The organism is Domibacillus sp. PGB-M46, from assembly GCF_022668875.1.
Taxonomy (GTDB): domain Bacteria; phylum Bacillota; class Bacilli; order Bacillales; family Domibacillaceae; genus Domibacillus.
This window is the reverse complement of record NZ_JAKGCR010000039.1, coordinates 1-19,268: the sequence shown is the minus strand read 5'-3', so window position 1 is coordinate 19,268 and position 19,268 is coordinate 1. Positions and strand designations below refer to the sequence as shown.

The 19,268-nt window shown below is 38.2% G+C and carries 18 protein-coding genes; 10 read left to right on the top strand and 8 right to left on the bottom strand.

Annotated features, from left to right (window positions below):
* The first annotated feature begins 231 nt into the window (after positions 1-231).
* Entirely contained in the window at positions 232-855 is a 624-nt protein-coding gene (locus L2D08_RS22625; protein ID WP_242237632.1) for a YesL family protein, read from the top strand.
* Between the two features lie 227 nt (positions 856-1,082).
* On the opposite strand, the gene L2D08_RS22620 is transcribed toward L2D08_RS22625, so the two are convergent.
* The 5 genes from L2D08_RS22620 to L2D08_RS22600 all read right to left on the bottom strand — a co-directional run bounded on the left by L2D08_RS22620 (position 1,083) and on the right by L2D08_RS22600 (position 6,901).
* Positions 1,083-1,979: a carbohydrate ABC transporter permease gene (locus L2D08_RS22620; protein WP_242237630.1), complete on the bottom strand. Its 897-nt coding sequence runs from the start codon at positions 1,977-1,979 to the stop codon at positions 1,083-1,085.
* 16 nt (positions 1,980-1,995) lie between these two features.
* Positions 1,996-2,874, bottom strand: a complete 879-nt coding sequence (locus L2D08_RS22615) for a carbohydrate ABC transporter permease (RefSeq protein WP_242237628.1) — start codon at positions 2,872-2,874, stop codon at positions 1,996-1,998.
* Between the two features lie 68 nt (positions 2,875-2,942).
* A complete protein-coding gene (locus tag L2D08_RS22610) occupies positions 2,943-4,262 on the bottom strand; it encodes an extracellular solute-binding protein (protein ID WP_242237625.1) in 1,320 nt (439 codons plus the stop codon).
* 109 nt (positions 4,263-4,371) lie between these two features.
* A complete protein-coding gene (locus tag L2D08_RS22605) occupies positions 4,372-5,157 on the bottom strand; it encodes a response regulator transcription factor (protein ID WP_242237622.1) in 786 nt (261 codons plus the stop codon).
* Between the two features lies 1 nt (position 5,158).
* Positions 5,159-6,901 carry a sensor histidine kinase gene (locus L2D08_RS22600; protein WP_242237620.1) on the bottom strand — a complete coding sequence of 581 codons (1,743 nt, stop codon included), beginning with the start codon at positions 6,899-6,901 and terminating at the stop codon, positions 5,159-5,161.
* Positions 6,902-7,205: 304 nt separating this feature from the next.
* Here L2D08_RS22600 and L2D08_RS22595 point away from each other — a divergent pair, with 304 nt between their 5' ends.
* The 3 genes from L2D08_RS22595 (at position 7,206) to L2D08_RS22585 (ending at position 10,129) form a co-directional block, all read left to right on the top strand.
* Complete coding sequence (locus tag L2D08_RS22595) at positions 7,206-8,363, top strand: endo-1,4-beta-xylanase (RefSeq protein WP_242237618.1); 1,158 nt, start codon at positions 7,206-7,208, stop codon at positions 8,361-8,363.
* Between the two features lie 276 nt (positions 8,364-8,639).
* Entirely contained in the window at positions 8,640-9,401 is a 762-nt protein-coding gene (locus L2D08_RS22590) for a polysaccharide deacetylase family protein (RefSeq protein ID WP_242237616.1), read from the top strand.
* A 374-nt stretch (positions 9,402-9,775) separates the two neighbouring features.
* The gene (locus L2D08_RS22585) at positions 9,776-10,129 is read left to right on the top strand and encodes a hypothetical protein (protein ID WP_242237613.1); all 354 of its coding nucleotides are present in this window, start codon (positions 9,776-9,778) and stop codon (positions 10,127-10,129) included.
* 78 nt (positions 10,130-10,207) lie between these two features.
* On the opposite strand, the gene L2D08_RS22580 is transcribed toward L2D08_RS22585, so the two are convergent.
* Together L2D08_RS22580 and L2D08_RS22575 are read right to left on the bottom strand one after the other, a co-directional pair.
* Entirely contained in the window at positions 10,208-11,086 is an 879-nt protein-coding gene (locus tag L2D08_RS22580) for an IS3 family transposase (RefSeq protein WP_242237634.1), read from the bottom strand.
* On the bottom strand, positions 11,083-11,373 hold the full coding sequence (locus L2D08_RS22575) for a helix-turn-helix domain-containing protein (protein WP_242237611.1): 291 nt from the start codon (positions 11,371-11,373) through the stop codon (positions 11,083-11,085). Before L2D08_RS22575 ends, L2D08_RS22580 begins: the two co-directional genes overlap by 4 nt.
* A 220-nt stretch (positions 11,374-11,593) precedes the next feature.
* Between L2D08_RS22575 and L2D08_RS22570 the strand changes: the two genes are divergently transcribed.
* The 6 genes from L2D08_RS22570 (at position 11,594) to L2D08_RS22545 (ending at position 17,318) form a co-directional block, all read left to right on the top strand.
* Complete coding sequence (locus tag L2D08_RS22570; RefSeq protein WP_242237610.1) at positions 11,594-12,037, top strand: hypothetical protein; 444 nt, start codon at positions 11,594-11,596, stop codon at positions 12,035-12,037.
* A 72-nt stretch (positions 12,038-12,109) separates the two neighbouring features.
* Positions 12,110-12,673, top strand: coding sequence for a site-specific integrase (locus tag L2D08_RS22565; RefSeq protein ID WP_242237609.1), 564 nt, complete (start codon positions 12,110-12,112; stop codon positions 12,671-12,673).
* 39 nt (positions 12,674-12,712) lie between these two features.
* Entirely contained in the window at positions 12,713-13,249 is a 537-nt protein-coding gene (locus L2D08_RS22560) for an MEDS domain-containing protein (protein WP_242237607.1), read from the top strand.
* 1,057 nt (positions 13,250-14,306) lie between these two features.
* Positions 14,307-15,404, top strand: a complete 1,098-nt coding sequence (locus L2D08_RS22555) for a tartrate dehydrogenase (protein WP_242237605.1) — start codon at positions 14,307-14,309, stop codon at positions 15,402-15,404.
* A 259-nt stretch (positions 15,405-15,663) separates the two neighbouring features.
* Complete coding sequence (locus L2D08_RS22550; RefSeq protein ID WP_242237603.1) at positions 15,664-16,410, top strand: GntR family transcriptional regulator; 747 nt, start codon at positions 15,664-15,666, stop codon at positions 16,408-16,410.
* 776 nt (positions 16,411-17,186) lie between these two features.
* The gene (locus tag L2D08_RS22545) at positions 17,187-17,318 is read left to right on the top strand and encodes a zinc ribbon domain-containing protein (RefSeq protein WP_375337635.1); all 132 of its coding nucleotides are present in this window, start codon (positions 17,187-17,189) and stop codon (positions 17,316-17,318) included.
* Between the two features lie 148 nt (positions 17,319-17,466).
* On the opposite strand, the gene L2D08_RS22540 is transcribed toward L2D08_RS22545, so the two are convergent.
* Positions 17,467-18,831: a citrate:proton symporter gene (locus L2D08_RS22540; RefSeq protein WP_242237601.1), complete on the bottom strand. Its 1,365-nt coding sequence runs from the start codon at positions 18,829-18,831 to the stop codon at positions 17,467-17,469.
* Between the last annotated feature and the right edge of the window lie 437 nt (positions 18,832-19,268).

The window sequence follows — 19,268 nt, the reverse complement described above, 5'->3', positions numbered from 1 at the left end:
ATTTATCTACTGAAGAAATTAAGTTTTATGATTTTTATTTGTTTTGCTTGGTTCATTTTTAAAAGGTAGGAGAAAGAGTAATCAAAGAAGAATACTCTCCATGATTATATAGGAGGAAATTCTGGAGAAAGGCCCCATAGATGAAAGCTGCTATATAATAGAAGGAGGTATCTTTTTATCATAATAATTGGCTAGAATAAGTCTAAGAGGTTTCTAGTTTGGAGGGATTAGATGAATAATACGGTAAATCGAGCCTATGGTGCTATGGAATGGATTGCGAAATTTGCATATATTAATCTACTATGGATTGGTTTTTCTTTGATAGGTTTGGTTGTCCTTGGTTTTTTCCCAGCCACGATTTCAATGTTTACGATCATTCGCAAATGGCTGATGGGGGACACAGGCATTCCAATTTTTCGAACCTTTTGGACTACCTATAAATCGGAGTTTATACGAAGCAATGGTTTAGGTTTACTCATAGTGGTGGTAGCGGGACTTATTGTGCTTGACTTGGTTTTTATGAAGAATTTGGGGAATAGTTTTATAAGTGTTATTCAAATTCCTTTATATATAATTATGTTTGCAGCAGTCATGACTATGATCTATCTGTTTCCGGTCTATGTTCATTATGAGTTAAAATTGGCGCAAATGATCAAAAATGCATTCTTAATGATGCTTATTAACCCGCTTGAAAACCTTACGATGATTGCTGGAATTGTTGCCGTATTCTTTGTAGTGAAGTTCATTCCAGGTTTGGGCTTTTTTTTCGGGGGCAGTCTAACGGCAGCTATTATAATGGCTACATGCTATCCTGTTTTTGAAAAAATGGAAAAAAAGCGGCGGACCCATCCTTAGGCAAATTTTTTAAATAAATCGTCTTAAACAAAATGGACCGCATTTTGTGAATAGAAGAGATAACCAAAAAGACAGAAAGGTAAGTTTCGCTTGTAAAAGGAAACTTCTCTTTCTGTCTTTTGACTGGCGGCTTATAAGAAAGTTTGTCCTTTCTTATAAGCTAAGGACAAATACGCCTCTGTCTTCGCCTTGCGTCTCGCTAATCGGCGGGTTTTCTTTCAAACGAATTAACCTTTTACAGAACCAGCTGCCATTCCCTCAACAATCTTATTGCTCAGGAATAAGAAGGTGAGCAGAATTGGAACAATACTGATGACTAAAGTGGCACCAATAGCACCCCAGTCCGTTAAATATTGACCAACGAAGTTATTAATCCCAATAGTCAATGTTTTCCACTGGTCAGAACTGATGAATGTATTAACAAATACGAATTCATTCCAGTTGTAAATCATGTTAATGATCGCTGTTGTTGAAAGAACCGGTATGGTCATTGGAAGCGTAATCTGGAAGAAAATTCGGTGTACCGAGCATCCATCCATAACAGCCGCTTCTTCAATTTCACGAGGAAAAGCTTTATAAAAACCTAATAAAATCATAATAGTTAACGGTAAATTAAAGGTTGTTTGAGACAAAATAATCGATAATGGATTATCAATTAAACCTATAGTGTTATAAAAATTAAACAATGGGATTAACGTTGAATGGAGGGGAATCATATATCCTACCATGAATAATCCAAGAACAAGTCCGCTTAATTTCCAGTGCATCCGAGTAATGGCAAATGTAACAAAGCTAGCCAGAATAACTGTTAGAAATACAGATAAAACAGTCATCCACACACTATTGAAAAAGTAAACTCCAATGTTTCCTTGAGTCCATACTTTCACATAGTTTCCCCATTGCGGGTCCTGCGGCAAGGAGAAAGGGGACATACCGAATACTTCTTGATTGCTTTTTAATGAGAAGAAGACCAGCCAAATCAATGGATAAATCTGGATAACGGCGAAAGCACTTAAGATTAAGTAAAGAAAACCATATCCTAATTTACTCCAATAAGATTTTTTTGATCCTTCGCCCGCAGAAAGGTTTGGTGTTGTTCGTCTGTCTGTCGCAAGCTCGCTCATCTTAATTCCTCCCCTTTTAGTATTGAACATCATCATTAGATTTCGTTAATCTTGAAGTCAGCCATGTCATTCCAAGACAAATGACCAATAAACCAAAGCCAACTGCACTTGCATAACCAAAATTGTTAAGTTCAAACGCTTCCTTGTACATATAAGAAGCCATTACTTCACTCGCCCCGTTTGGACCTCCGCCAGTCATTACATAAATTAAATCAAAATACTTTAAGGAACCAACGAGGGAAAGCATAATCGTAACTTTAAATACAGCTGAGATCATAGGTAATTTAATTTTTAATGCGATTTGAAGCGGGGTAGCCCCATCAATTCTTGCAGCTTCGATAATTTCTTCCGGGACATTTTTCAAGGCTGCGTAATAAATAAGAATGTAAAAACCTGCATACTGCCAAACAATTGGAACGAAAATAGCATATAGAGCAGTGTTTGGATCGGCTAACCAAACTGGCGTATTTTCCACTCCAAACATCTCAAGCAATTTATTTAACATCCCATTCGAAGGGTCAAAAATTTTCAACCAAAGCTGAGCAATGGCAACAGATGACAATAGCATGGGAATTAAATAAATCTTTCTGAAGAAATCTGAACCTTTTATTTTACTAACTAAAACGAGTGAAACAGCTAAATAAAGCAGCAGGCTAAGCACAGAGAAAATCCCTAACAAGAAAGAGTGGCCTGCACTAGCCCAGAACTTTTCATCCTTCATCAAGTTTGCATAGTTTTCTAACCCGATAAACTGCATTTGGCCTATTCCGGTCCAATCCATTAGACCGTAATATCCTGATAAAGCAATAGGGACATAAATCAGAACAAGAAGAAGAAGTAAAGCTGGGAGTGTATAAAGGGTAATAATGTATTTATTGGACATAACGCTTCTCATGTTTTTATTCACTACCTTTCTATGAAGAAGAGAGCATATTCAGCAATATGCCCTCTCTATTACAATTTTTATTTCTTCTCAGCAGCAAGAGCTTCTTCTTGAGCTTTAACAAATTCTTTAGGGGATATTTCGCCACCATATAATGCCTGAATCTGATTCAAGTGAACATCCGCTACCCTGGCAGACATTTGAACATCTGCATATAATGTAATATTGGAAGCATTTCCTAAATCGTTCAGAATATCAATGTACATTTGAGCAAGCTCTGTGTTAGCAGTATCCACTTTTGTAGCTGGAATAACACCGGCTTCTGTTACGGAGCGCTTGCCCCATTCTTGAACTAAGTATGAAACAAAATCTTTTGTTTCATCTTTCACTTTAGAAGCTTCAGATACAAACAAACCAACTCCAGGTCCACCAACAAAGCTGTCGATGTTTCCTTTTCCGCCTTCATACGCAGGGAATTTGAAGTAACCAACTTTATCTTTAAAGTCCTGTGCAACATCAGGGCTTGTTGTATAGTTTGGCAATTCCCAAGTACCCATCATATACATAGCTGCCTGTTCATTCATAAAGTAACCTTTTGCTTCATCATTTGAAAATCCGTTATACCCTTTAACAAATGCATCCATATCAACCAGTTTTTTGAGTTCATCAGCGGCTTTTTCTAAAGCTGGATCTTCAAAGCTGCCTGTACGGTTAATTGCATTATTTAATGTTTCAGGTCCGCCAATACGATCGGCAAGATACATATACCACATAGAACCTGTCCAGCGGTCTTTATTTCCTACTGTAATTGGAGTAACATCGTTATCCTTAAGAGTCTTAACTACTTTTAAAAATTCATCATATGTTTTTGGTACTTCAAGGTTATACTTTTTAAAGATTTCCTTATTGTAATAAACAGGTGCGATGTTCAGTTCAAGAGGTAATCCGTAAGTTTTGCTATCCGTTTGAAAAGCTTCGAGAGTACCTGGAACAAATTGCTCCTTAAGCCCGCCATCAAGAACATCATCTAATGGTGCAAACATATTACCTTCTACGAATGGCTGCATATAACCAGCTGCCCAAGTGATTCCAAGGTCTGGAAGCTCATTTGATGCTGACAAAACCTTGATTTTTTCTTTATATTGTTCATTTGCTAAAATTTCTGTTTGGATATCTACATCAGGATGTTCTTTTTCATAATTCTTGATAATATCATTCACGATAGTATACTGTGCCTTTGCACTTCCTTCAGGCCATAAATGCATCATTTTGACAACTGTTTTGTCGCCGCCAGAACCACTTGAATCCTCCGATGTACCAGAGGAGGATGAACAACCTCCTAAAACCAACCCGCCTACTAATGCCAAAGAAGCCACGGCAGAAAACGCTTTCTTCTTCATGCAGCACAACCCCCTTAATGTTTGTTTGTCTATCCTTGCAACTAAGTCTAGTTTACCATCGGGGACATAATAAAAAAAGGAACTGTGATTAGATAAAATACTACTATTTTTAGAAAGCCCTTTCATTGTATGTTTTTCGGTATGCGCTGGGTGTCATCCCCTCAATTTCCTTAAAGATTTTAATAAAGTATTTAGAAGTCTTATAGCCGGCCTCTTCAGCGATTTCATTTATTGGAAGATTGGTTGTAATCACTAATTCCTTTGCACGCTGAATCCTGCGTCTTGTAACATATTCACTAAAATTCATATTCACTTGCTCCTTGAACAACACGCTAAAATAACTCGGATTTAAATGAACGTGGGCAGCAACGTCTTTTAGGGTGAATTCATCCTTTAAATGCTGGTCAATAAAGCTAATGGCCTTGCGAATGGTATCTTTGGCTGAATTCATTTTGGTGTTGGCATCGACTATTTTTTCATCCACTACTTTTTCGATCATCCCAACCCGCACTTGCTTTTCCATAATCTTAACGGCTTCTTCAACCGCTTCAATCAGCTTCTTTTTTCCGATCGGCTTTAAAAGATAATTCACTACACCGAGTCTTAATGCTTCCTGAGCATACTCAAACTCGGAGTAAGCGGAAATAATAATGACCACTGGAGACAACCCTTTTTCTTTCAAAGTTTTTAATAGCTGTAAACCGGTCATTTCAGGCATCCGGATATCGGAAAGCAAAATATGAATCTTTTTTTCCTCCGCAATCCGGAGGACATCCTCACCGCTTTCCGCAGTAAGGATGGTAAAGTCACCAGTATTCCAACTTTCCAGCGTTCTTTGCAAACCTTGTCTTGTTCTTGGTTCATCGTCAACGATTATAATATTTTTAGAATACATTTTATTCCCCTCCATCAATTGGCAGTTCAAACGAAATCTTTGTCCCCTCGTTTACTTTACTCTCAATCAAAAGGTCCGAATGTAAAATTCCTTTGTAATATAACTGCAGGCGCTTGTAGACATTCGAAATAGCCATTCCTTTCCCGTTCGCGGAGGTTGTCCCACCAGTTTTCATGGCTTGAATGATCCATTCAAGCCGCTCTTTATCCATCCCGGCACCATCATCTTGTACAGAGATGCGAATCCGCTCTTTATCTTCTCGTTTAACTGGTTCAACTGTTACGGAAATTTGGCAATTCCCAACTTTTTTTCCAGCTCCGTGCAAGGCTGCATTTTCTACTAAAGGCTGTATGATCAGTTTTGGTATTCTTACAAACTCATATTCTGCAGGAACAGAAACATGCCATTGTAATCTTTCATCAAAACGCATTTTCATAATTTCCATATAGTCGCTGATATGCTTGATTTCATCTTTTAAGAACACCCAATCGTCATCGGTTTCTTTTGTAATGGTATAACGGAATAAATCGGACATGGCTACAACGAGTTCAGCCAACTCTTCTTCATCTTTTTCTTCAAGCGACCAATGAAGTGCATCCAATGTATTAAAAAGAAAATGCGGGTTTATTTGTGACTGGAGCGCTTTCAATTCACTTTGGCTGCGTAAAATCTCTTTTTGATAAACCATCTGGATCAAATGATTGGTTTCTTTTACAAGCTGATTATACGTACTGTTTAATTCAACAATTTCATTTACCGAAGAACTATCCGGATTCAGTGTTAATGAACCTTCTCCGGCACGCTGCATGGTTTTCGTTAATCTTACTATTGGTCTTGTAATGATCGTTGAAAGGAAAAAGGAGCTAATGGTAAAAATGAATACGCCAACAACTCCCGAAAAAATAATTCCTGTTCGGATCCCTGACAATCCTTCCGTTAGTTCACTTACGGGGGTTAAAATAAGAACGGTCCAACCTGTTAGGGTAGATGATTGCTTTGTCACCATATAATCCCGTTGATTTAATTGAATAATGCTTTCGTTGTTTTCAATAATGCTCGTTATATCTCCCGTGAAATTTTGGATAATCGGTTTTTCGTATTGATCTAACAGAATGGAATATTGATCGTTTTCATACTTTTCATTTGCAAAGTTAAAATGATCGCGGTTAATACTAATTAAAAGATAACCACCATTGCTATATTGTCGCTCTATTAAATTGACTCTACGGATGGCCAGAAAGTAGTTTTTATCATGTGGATCTTCACCGATCCAAACCATTCTTCCTCTTGCTCGATTCGCTTCTTCAATCCACCTGGTACCAATTCGGTTTTTTAACTCATCTTCATCAAGAGGAAGAACGCGCTGATGTTTTCCAGAAAAAAGTTGAAAGGAAAAAATTCCATCTGTATTGCCCATAATTCTGTCAATATGTCCCATTAATTTTTGACGGTCGTTAAAGGTTACTTGTTTTCCTTCATAGACATTCGTTAAAACACGCTGGACCTCTTCATCGGTGATGACAAGCTTTGAATTCATATTGATTTGCTCGTAAAGGGATTCAATTCGGCCGTTTCCTTCAATAGCTACTTGCTGAATTTGCTTTTCCGCATTATTTTTCAACAAAGAGGAAACTTGTCTTAATGTAAGAAGACTGACAATCAATAAAACGATGATCATAACAAGTAAAAAAATAAACAAAATCTGGTTGCGTAATGTATTCCACTTCTTTAGTTGCTTCCGCATTGATGGTTCGCCTTTCTATAGTAAAATAATATCCAATTTTTATTAGGATCTAAAAAAGAACAGGAGCTTAGCCTAGGGCTATTTTATCATATTTTCGGAAATGTTTAAATTCTTAGTTTATTTAGTGGATAAACTAAGTTGGATGCTGTTATAATTAATTTGAGGTCAGGCCAGCAGGCTGTGAAAAATATGAAAGCCCTTACTTATTTTCCTGACTAGTAAATTAGAGTAAAGGGGGGAAGCTAGAGTTTTTTCAGGTTTTATAAAATACTAACATACTTTGAAAAAAAGGGGAGAAAAAAACATGTTAAAAGTATTGCGTAAACCACTTCTTTCTGGATTAGCTTTAGCTATAGTATTACCTGCTGGATTATCCAGTGCTTCTGCAGCTGAAAATCAACCAGTTAGTGCATTAGATGCAACGGTTCAACTTGATGAAAGATATGCAGACTCATTCGATATTGGTGCAGCCGTTGAGCCTTCCATGCTTCAAGGAAAAGATGCTGAAGTATTAAAGCGCCATTATAATAGCCTTGTGGCTGAGAATGTAATGAAGCCGATTAATATACAGCCTGAAGAAGGAAAGTTCACTTTTGAAGAAATGGATAAAATTGTTGAGTTTGCGAAAGAAAATAATATGAAGCTTCGCGGCCATACCCTTATTTGGCACAGCCAGGTACCGGAATGGTTTTTCCTTGATAAAGAAGGAAATAAGATGGTAGATGAAACAGATCCAAAGCAGCGCGAAAAAAATAAAAAGCTTTTACTTAAGCGTGTAGAAACTCATGTTAAAACTATTGTCAAGCGTTATAAAAATGATATCAGCTCTTGGGATGTAGTCAACGAGGTAGTTGATGATAATGGGGAATTACGTAATTCACCTTGGTATCAAATCACAGGTACTGATTATATCAAAGTTGCTTTTGAAACAGCGGACCGTTATGCAGGGAAAGACGCTAAGCTTTATATTAATGACTACAACACAGAAATAGATCCTAAAAGAGAAACCCTGTACAATCTTGTCAAGGAATTAGTGGAGGAGGGAGTTCCAATTGATGGAGTGGGACATCAAGCTCACATCCAAATCGGCTGGCCATCTATAGCGGAAATCGAGAAAACTATTAATATGTTTGCAGACCTTGGCCTAGACAACCAAATTACAGAACTAGATGTTAGTCTTTACGGGTGGCCGCCGAAACCAGCTTACCCAACTTATGACGAAATTCCAGCAAGCGTATTCGATCGTCAAGCCGCTCATTACGATGAACTATTTAAGTTATATGAGAAATTGGATGATAAAATTAGCAGTGTGACATTCTGGGGCGTTGCTGACAACCATACATGGCTAAATGACCGTGCAGAACAATACAATGACGGGGTAGGCGTGGACGCACCATTTGTTTTCGATGAAGATTATAATGTCAAACCAGCTTATTGGGCTATTATCGATAAAGAAAGCTAAAGCAGTTGGGAATGGAGGCCATTGGATCGGTGCATGGCCAGCTAGTCAAGCAGGCTGAGTCACTCGATCTTTCCAGTTCTGGGAAGCCTTTGAATAGAAAGCCAGGTGTGGATCAGTAAGATAACGAATCTCTTTTTGTTATTGAACTGTATATAATTCCTTTCGTGCTGTAATTGTTTATACCCACTTAGTTTGGTAATACAACCAACTAAGTGGGTAAATTAGGCTTTTGTTAATTCCTTCCATTTTGTTTAAATGTAGAAAGGATGAATGTTGATGATAAGAATAATGGGCATTGTTTTTTCTTTCTTGTTATTACTCGTTTCTAACGCGGATTATATGTCAACAGCAAGCGCAAAACAAACACAAAACGTTGAAATTCCTGTCTTACTATATCATGTTGTAAAACCTGATCCCGACCCGAACAATCCATATCAATTTAGCCTTGAAGAATTCGAAAAACATATGGCTTATCTTCATGAGAATGGCTATCGGACCTTAACGATGAAGCAATATTTCAACATCCTCGATAAAAAAGCAGCAATGCCAGAAAAACCTATCCTGCTAACATTTGATGATAATTCGAATGATTTTTATCCTTATGTTTATCCAGTCTTACAGAAATATGGGATGAAGGCAACTCAATTTACTGTTTCAGATTGGGTGAATGGCAGCTGGAATATGACATCAAACGAGATCTTAACTGTAATGGAAAATGGTATTGATATCCAAAATCATTCGGTATCACATCCCTTCCTCGCTGATTTAAGCAGAGAACAGCAATACGAAGAAATAAATGAGGCAACGACCGCTCTTAAAGAGTTAACAGGCAGGGCGACAAATGTCTTTGCTTATCCATATGGAAATTATAACGCGGATACAATTTCCATTCTGGAAGAACTAGGGTTTAAAGGAGCTTTTAAAGTAGGCGGCGGGCTCAGTACAGACCAGAGCGACCGATATGAATTACCTCGTATTATGATTCTTCAAAATCACACTTTAGATGACTTTATTAGAATGATTAAAACAGGATATTAAACACATTTTCTTTAAGCATTATAAAAAAACGGGTACAAAAATGAGGCTGACTCAAAAGGTCGTTGATTTACGACTCTTTTGAGTCAGTTTTCTGATGTGTAATAATTTTCGGTGAGAAATTCGCATTCATACTGAAATATAAGGGCAAGTATATTGAAAAAGACGGCTGGCAATATCTTTTGAGTGCAGATAAACGAGTTAGCGACAAAATTACAGCTGAGGTTTTAATCAGTATAGCTAATTCAATAGAGTGAAAACAATGCAACATAAATGTAATTTTTTTGCGTCAATAAAAAGTAGCCAGAATTCTTTCTGGCTGCTTTTTTATCATGGTAAAATATTGTAAAGTTCCTTTTCCAAGAAGAAGGATGGTTATGGACAAGGTAATTATAAGTGTTTTATGTGTCTTGTTTTTCATTGCTGGCTGCTCGAATAATCAAGATGATATGAATGCTATAAAAAAAGATGGTTACGATGATGCAAGGGAATCTGCTTGGCATTTCGTAAAAGAAAAAGGTTGGGACGATAGGGCTGAAGAGAACTGGCAAAGTGCAAACGTTACGAAAACCATTGCTGACAATAACTATGAATTTCTTGATAACGATTATGAAGAAAAAGAACTTCTGTTAATTTCATTTAAAGATAAAGAAAACGTTGTACTTGGTACACCATCCATACTCATCGCTCCTGATACCAATAAAGTAATTGGCTATATGCCCAGTGAATAAGAAAACATTATTAGATTGATTTTGAACGCAACATAAAGGGATGATCTGCCCCCCGTCAAGTAGACACCTTTAAAAAGCCTACATCGCCTTTCTCCGAAATTGAATTGGGGAAAGGTTCTTTAGCTTCTTTTGATATCTTGCGGTATTATAAAACTTTATGTATTCATCTATCGCTTGCTCAACCTCAGAAGCCTCGCTAAATGTCAAAAGATGAAAGCATTCAGCCTTTAAATGGCCAAAAAAGCTTTCGATACAGGCATTGTCCAGGCACTTTCCCTTCCGGGACATGCTTGCTCTCATTTGGTGCTTTGCTAGAAGGTGGTGATAAGCACGTGAGGTGTAGGTAACACCTTGATCGCTGTGAAGAAGAGTCCCCTTCACTTTCCGTTTTTGAATAGCTTCTTTCACAGTAGCCCGCACGAGTTGAAAGTCATTGTACCGGCTTAGTTTATAAGACACTACTTCATTGTTATATAAATCAAAGATAACTGACAAATAAAGACGCTTTTGATTAAAGGGAAGGTAGGTAACGTCGGTTACCCATTTTTCATTTGGACGAGTGGCGCGAAATTCTCGATTTAAATGATTCCCTGATACTACACACGCTTCTTTTTTGCCATAAAAAATCCTCTTCTTGCGAATCCTTGCCTGGATCCCAAGCACCTTCATGAGTCTGTAGGTTCGTTTATCATTAATCGGTTTTTTAAATACCTTTCTCAGCCAAACAGTCATTCTTCGGTAGCCAAAAATCCCCCGGTACTGATTGAAGATCTCAACGATCTTCTTTTGCAGGACCTGGTTCTCTGCTTGTTTTTTAGAAAGGTTCTTTCCATTCTTGAGCCATTTATAGTATCCGCTTCTTGAGACTCCGGCAATTTCACAAAGAAGGGTAACCGAAAAACAAGCAGACATGTCTTTAATAACTTGATATTCAAGAGCTTTCGTTCTTTTTCTTATCTCTCCTTTCCGGCTTCTAACAGCTTTTTTAAGTAGGCTACTTCAGCTTCCAGTCGTTTAATCTTTTCTTGATCCGAAGGATTCTTTGGTTTTCTTCCCACAAGACCGCGCTTTTCTTTTAGTCCATCGATTCCTTCTTGTTTATAAGTCTTAACCCACCTCACAATTTGAGATGCGTCTACGTTAAATTTCTCAGCTACTCGCCGATACCCACCCATTTCACCCGATAAATAGAGTTCAACTGCCTGCAGCTTAACTTCTGCAGAATAAGTTTGTTTTCTCCCCATATAAAAATCCCCTCCAAGTAGATAGTAGCGTTGCTTTCTTACAACTGTCTACTTAAAGGGGAGCATATCAGGGGAACTATGTTATATTGAAAATGCCCTGGCTCCCTTTTATAGCCGGGGTGTTTAATGTGTAATACCTGTGAACTATTGATTAGTAAAACTTTGTTAATGTTGACAAATATCTTAAAAAATTACATGTTAAAAGGATAGGGGGGCGACTATGAAAAACCCTTTTTTATTCTGTTTTGTACTGTTTTTAACTATTGGTTTGTTTGGGTGTAGCTCAGAAGAAGAAAATTTGAGTTTTCCAAAAGATAGTAGCATGTTAATGGTAGCAGGTAATGGATTAGAAAGATACTTCCCAGAGGCTAAAAACCCTAGTGCTAAGCAGATTGTTTTTGAACAAACCGAAGAAATTGACATGTTTATAAAAGCTATGAAGAATTCTTCACTACATTCAGGTCCAATGACTGGGGAAGGTGAAAACTTTCAATTAACTTTTTCTCCTCAAAAAGGTACCTCAGAGACATTTCTCTTGTGGCTCAATTTCGATGGAACTTCAGGCAGAGTTGAACAAGAAAATAGAGACGGACAAATTCACTTGCTAAGCGAAGAAAGTGTACAAGATATAGAAGAACTGTTAGCTGAAAAAAGCAGAAGGTAAAATTCAATGCAACATGTTGTATATCCATGTTATATTAAATGAAACGTATTGAATCCAAATGGGGGATATTGAATGGCAGCAAACCAAGGACAAAATACGGTCGATCCTATTCGAGATCCAGAGCAAATTCGGGCGATGAAGGAATATCTGCTCCATCAGTCATACCGAGATTACTTTTTGTTCACCTTTGGGATTAATTCCGGGCTACGCATCAGCGATATAATCGGGCTTCGGGTGATGGATGTCCGAAACACGGATTATTTGCGGATTAAAGAGAAAAAAACAAGCAAGGTCCGGAAAATTCGCATGACCGGTGCTTTAAAGCAGGAGATCGAGAAATATACGCGCCAGATGGCCGATTCTGACCTTCTATTTCCTTCCAGGAAGGGCAAAGGCCCAATTGGAAGAGAAACAGCCTGGAGGGTTGTTAACAGCGCTGCAAGGGCATGTGATATTGGAGGGTCCATTGGGACGCATACAATGCGAAAAACGTTTGGCTATCATTTCTACCAGCAGACAAAGGATGTAGCGATGCTCCAGCAAATTTTTGGCCACTCAGCACCATCTGTAACGCTTCGGTATATTGGGATCAATGATGAAATGGTAGATCAGGTCTTAGAGCGTTTTTCTTTATAAAAATAAGTCAGAACAGTAGATTCTGTGGGGGGTACCATGTTGATAGAAAAAATACCGCAATTAAAAGATGCCTTGCAAACAGTACAGGGACATGTCTTTTACACATTTCAAGACCTGAATAATTATATAGATAATGCTATTGCATACACCGTTTCAGGTGTTGAGCAGGGAAGTCAGGTTTTATTGGTAGAAAATACGAAACTGTTTCCAGTAATTCAGCGAAAACTGGGAGAAATTCTAAGTGAAGAACAGTTATCCAGTGTACATTTCAAAAACAACTTTGATTTCTATTTTTCACAGAGGACATTTAATCCTGTTATTGTTTTTAATCATTTCGTTAAATCTTTAGAGGATGAAACTCCAATTCGGACATGGGGTCATATAGAGTGGGGCAGCATGCAAGAGGCTCAACAAGAAATAATTCAATACGAAAACAATATAAATGAATTGATCACTTTAAAAAGTCTTACTTCCGTTTGTGCCTATAATGCAGATCGGATGCCAGAAGAATTCAAAAAGGCTTTGCTACAATGTCACGAATTTTTCATGACAGATGATGAAATGATTAAAATTTAGTTCGAAAGATTAACATATATTTTTTATATTATGTACCCAATTCAAATAAAAAAATTTAAATTGTTAAGTGTATCCAAAATATTCATTTCATGCTTTTAAAACCAAACAAAATGTATCAGATTCATTTTGACTAAGCATGGAATAAGGAGAGAAAGACTAAAAAATATATCAATATGGTTTGCAATCGAGGAGGATACAGGGCATGTCCTTTCTGTAGGAAAGAAAACTTAAGTGAAACATAGAGCAGTTGAAGCTGTGTAGTCCCTTCCATATAGCTTTTGAAGCAGGTTTTAACAATGAAATAGGAACCAGACAATGACAATCACAGGACACAAAATAAAAGAATTGACTTTATCTAAGTCAGTTCTTTTATTTTGCTTTAATAATTAAAAATGATTGATATTTCCCTGCTTTAACCTTGCTCACGTTTATATACTTCTTCAAGAGCCTCGGCTACAATATCCTGTATACTCTTGCCTTATTATTCTCCTTTGCTTCGCAGCCAATCCTTAAATCCACGGACAAGGAAACCGACAGCAATTCCTCCTCCCAATTAATGCTGAGCGCTCTGAATTCCGGTACACATCGCATATGCCTTTGTTTGGCAGAGCGAAAGTTCACTGCTTGGTTTTTAATCGTGTGGTTTATCCTTTTAATTATTGTGTTTGTAATATTATCCTCTCTAAGCAGCCAAGAAATGGTACGAAAAGGGCAGAAATCTCTCTAATCTTGAACGGGGAGTATTGCTTAGGGAAAGGGTGTAATCTATTCTTTTACCATCATGATATAAAAAGAATAGTAAGTAACCGTCAATCTACAGATAATGAATACATTAATTTAGGTATTTTTTCGAGGGATGTATTTTCAAATAAAAAATAGCTGAAACTAATAAATAAAATCGTCTATTTTTTTAATTTATTAATAATAAAAATAAAATTATTCTAAATTGATAAAAAACAATTGACATTAACGTATACGTTATTTAGTATAATAACTATAAGACTCATATTAAACTAAACCGCTTGCAAAGGCAGGGGTAGTTGAGGAGGGTATTTGAATGAGTAAGACAAAAAAGTTTCGTTTAGCTGTTATCCCAGGGGACGGCATTGGGACGGAAGTAGTTGAAGCTGGTCTTCGTGTAATTAATCATTTAGCAGAAGATTCTAACGGCAAGTTTGTTTTTGAAAGCGGTTTCTTTCCTTGGGGCTGTGAATACTACTTAGAACATGGGAAAATGATGGATGAAGACGGAGTAGAAAAGCTGAGAGATTATGATGCAATTTATTTTGGTGCGGTTGGATTTCCGGGAGTGCCGGACCATGTTAGCTTATGGGGCTTGCGCCTGGCAATCTGCCAGGGATTTGACCAGTGGGCAAATATCCGACCTATCGAATTCCTCCCTGGTGTACCAAGACGACTTAATCATCCAGATGTAGACTCCCTAAATTGGGTATTAATTCGTGAAAACTCCGAAGGGGAATATTCAGGAATCGGAGGCCGGAATTTCTCTGGGCGTGGTCCTGGGAAAGAAGTGGCGGTTCAATCTGCCTTATTCACAGAGCACGGATGTGAACGTATTATCCGTTATGCTTTTGATCTTGCACGGACACGCAAAAGAAAGAGAGTCACAAGCATAACAAAAAGTAATGCCCAGCAGTATGGAATGGTACTCTGGGATGAAGTGTTTGCCCGTGTAAGCAAGGATTATCCGGATGTAGAGACGGACCAGTGGCTTGTTGATGCAGCAGCTGCACAATTTGTATTGAAACCTGAGGAACTAGAAGTTGTGGTGGCATCTAATTTGTTTGCAGATATTCTTTCTGATCTGGGCAGTGCTCTTGCAGGCAGTTTAGGACTGGCTGCAAGTGCAAATATAAATCCCGAAGGAACTGCACCAAGTATGTTCGAATCCGTCCATGGATCAGCACCTGATATTGCAGGGCAGGGAATTTCTAATCCAATTGGAGCTATTGGAAGTGCTGCGCTAATGTTAGACCATTTAGGGCTGAAAGAGGAAGCGGAATTCATCAACAAAGCCATTGCCGAAACAACACGCCAGGGCATTCTTACTCGTGACCTAGGGGGAACCTATAACACAAATGAAATAACGGACGCTATTATAGAAAATCTGTCGAAAGTTAAAACGAATGTATAAAAAAGAAGGCTCGGGGGTTTCGAAAAAAACTCTCTAGCCTTTTTCTTTTGTAAGGGTATTTTTATCATTCAGCAATAAGAGCGTAGTTTTAATATTGCTCAACCCGCTTATTTGACATTGTTCAATATAGTTTGCAAACTGAAAGGGGATATCTTTTTTTATAGATGCGTAAAAGGATACATACCAGGCATCGGATTTATTACTTAAATAATGGCTGGATAAATGAAAAATGGGTTAGGTGGTAAAGGTGGAAAAAAACATGAGTAGAATTGATAATGAAAAAAGTTTTTCTTTGAATGAAGCGAGTATAGAGAAAGAAGTTTTGTTCTTTATTGATAATCTTGAAGGCTTTGATGAATACCGCTTGCCGCAGCGGGCGTATCACATTATCCGCCTCGCAATACGTGATTTAATCCTTCCTCCAGGGAAAACGATTTTAGAGAGGGAAATGGCGGAAGTTTTGCAAATGAGCCGTACTCCTGTAAGAGAAGCACTCGTGCGTTTGGAAACAGAAGGCATGGTTCGCCTTATTCCTAGACGAGGATTTATAGTGGAGCCGATCGAGAGAGAAGACCTTAAACAAGTTTATGAAATTGTAGAAACACTGGATGGCCTTGCTGTTGGCCTTGCAACTGAAAAGGTGGGGGAAGAAGAGATAAGCAAACTTGAATTATTGATTAAAGATCAGGAAGAAGCGCTTGAGCAAAATGATTTAAAAACATGGGCTGTTTTAGATGATCAATTTCATCACCTAATTATTGATTATGCTGAAAATAAACGCCTTAGAGCGGTAATAGACAGCCATTCAGACCAATTATATCGAGCTCGGTTGTTTACAATCAATCACCGGCCGCTTCCTTTTCACTCTATAGTGGAACATAAGGCGATTATTTCGTGTATGAAAGCTAAAGACGGTAGGGCTGCCAGTGTTTTAATACAGTCGCACCGAAATCGTGCACGTAACGAAATCCTTGCAGCAGTTGAAAAGATCACTCGAACTGATTGACATATTTTTAGTAAGGAACTTTATTTTTTGAACAAAAAATTAGCGCTGCATTTCCCCTTCAAAATCTCCGATTTAGTGGGGGTTAAGCGCTAAGGTTTTTATTGAGTTAGTGGTCACATCTAGATAGCTGATTTTTAGCGCCAGGTCAATGGATACCAGTAGTAAGGTTGCTGCCCTTTAAAATTGCCGCGTTCGTAGCAGAACAGGGCTGTAATTTATGCCGTATCCGAATACTTAGCCGGAGTGAAAGCTTGGAAGGGTTTTATGGAGCCGAGAAACTTCGTTTTTAGCTTCGTGGGGAGCAGAAACTTAAGATTCAAAACAAGGTGGGAGAAAGGGCGTGCGCATATCCCGGATTAATCCGCGGAGCATCAGCGCTTTAGTATTCGACGGCTCTGAAAAGGTAAAATAGAACAGAAAAAGACCTTGCCGTATTTCCAACCGGCAAAGTCTATCATACGGATTTATCTGCTTCCTATAATACCGGAGTCTGGTATTTCGTTCGGGCCTTTAAAAATCCGCTTCAAAAACGAAATAGCTGTCACTTCAGGAAAAGTTCCTAAGCTGTCAATAAGAATATCCATGACCTTGTCCTCGTTCAATCGTCTTCGTTATGCACCTGAGCTTCGGAGGAAGTTCCGCCTTCGGATGCTGCACTGTGTATTCGAGATAAGGTATGCTCTATCAAAATCATCGATTTAGGAAGAGAGGTTCCCTTGGTTGTATTTTACCATCTTTGGCGAGAACACCCCCACTTCAAGCTTGCTAAGTGGGGGATGAACCGTTGCTCTTTCGCTGTCCGGGTGTGGGAGTGTCCGTCCTGCGGCGTGCGTCACGACCGGGACCTGAATGCGAGTCTGAATATTAAAAAAGAAGCCCTTCGGCTTCTTTCGCTTCAGTCTATTTAAGATTGGTCATAAAACCGTTGGAATACGGGTTAGGCTGATTACTGGAGTTCGAAGATCCTCTTACCCAGGAATCTCCCACTTCAACCGTCAGGTAAGTGGGCGGTAGTTCAACTATCAAAGTAAAAAATGTTCACAAAAAGGCTTTTTTCTAAACCGGCAATGCTCCGGTTAATGCATAAACACCCAGGTATATAAATATAATTGGCCAGGCATAGACGATATACGTTTTTTGAAAGTTTATAAAGTTTGTTTCCGTAGAAGCAACTAGCATATATAGAGCTGGAATAACCGGTGAAATGAGACGGAATGCCTGACCTACCATGGAAGCTACAGCGGCTTCCCCAGCGGAAATTCCATATTGCCCCATGACATCTGCCATAACGCCCGCAATCCCAAAGTAGAAAGCATCCTGTGGTAAAAATGTAATGGCAGGTGCTGCAATTAATGCGTAAATGGGTGCCATATTTGAGCCTAATGATTCTGGAATCATAGCGGTAATGGATGCTGCTAAAGCAGTTGACATCCCGCTGCCTGTTAAAACACCGGAGAACACCCCGGCGGCCAAAGTGGCCAAAGCAGGTGCTAAAGAATCTGCTGCCAAGTCATCGAGCCGTTCATTAATAAGCTTTGCAGACTTATAGTTTACCGTAAGGGCAATGGCTGCACCTATACCAAATAAAACACCGCCATGTGCAACATCCATCACAAGCAAAATTAAAATAACCAGCGTTAAAATCAAATTAAACGCATATAGTTTAGGTCTCTTTAACTCAGGATCTTTTAAACGAATCGCGTTCAACATGCTTTCCATTTGTTCTGGGGAAATATCTTTAGCGGTCTTAGGGTTAAATTTTAAGCGCTTTCTTTCTTTCATGCCGATAAAATAAGCCATACAAATGGCGAATACTTCAGCAACCAGCATTCCAGGCAATAAGTCTGCAAACAATTCACTGATACTTACATTCATGGCTGTGGCTGCAGCAATGGTTGGGCCTCCCCATGGCAGCTGATTAAAAATGCCGATAGGGGTCACGATAATGACAGCTAAATAAACCAGCTTGATATTCATTTGTTTGTAGAGATGAAGGAAAGCGGCAACACAAATAATAATCGTCGTGGTAGTGTCACCATTCATCGTAACGACTGTCGCGGTTAAAACGGTTGCCATTGTCACTTTCAATGGGTCCCCTTTTGCTTTTTTGATAAAGAATTCGCATAAAGGGTCAAACAAACCGACATTAAGCATTACACCAAAATACAACACCGCAAATAAGATCACAATAGCAGGTGAAATAACCCCTGTAGAAACTTCTCCTGTTTCTTCATCTACACTAAATAAAATACCTTCCTTAATCCATTCAAAGAGATCCACAAAGGAAGCGCCTGTTGCAAAAGTAGCAATGGCCCCGAAAACAAATGGAACAATCGTTAATGCTCCGAATACAGTTAATTTATTTTTTGAGAGAAGTACAATGAATACCGTGATCATCAATAATGCTAAGAATGTTAACACACAAACCACCTCCTATAAAAATGATGAAACTAAATTATCTGTCATTTTAATTTCTAAGTTGCAGTTTTATATAGAAGCAATAGTCTGCAAAAAAAACAAAAATGGTAGCGCATACAGAATTATTCATCCCTTAAAGATGATACAAAAAAATAGATTGGCGGGCAATGTTGTTCAAATGATTTCTTTTGATCTGCACCTCTGTTTTGTGCGATAGGCTTTTTGAGTATCCAAGTTATCCAGCTTAAAACTAATCATAAAAGAAAATTCATTTTTATGAAAGCGCATTCAATACTACCACTCCTTTGTGTCTGAATTAAATGGCGAGAGGAAATAAACCAATAGCCAACCATTGATTAAATTGTATATTAACGTATACGTTATGGTCAACAACATTTTTAGAATATTTAATTTTTTTAAAAGTACGTTTATAAAAATTA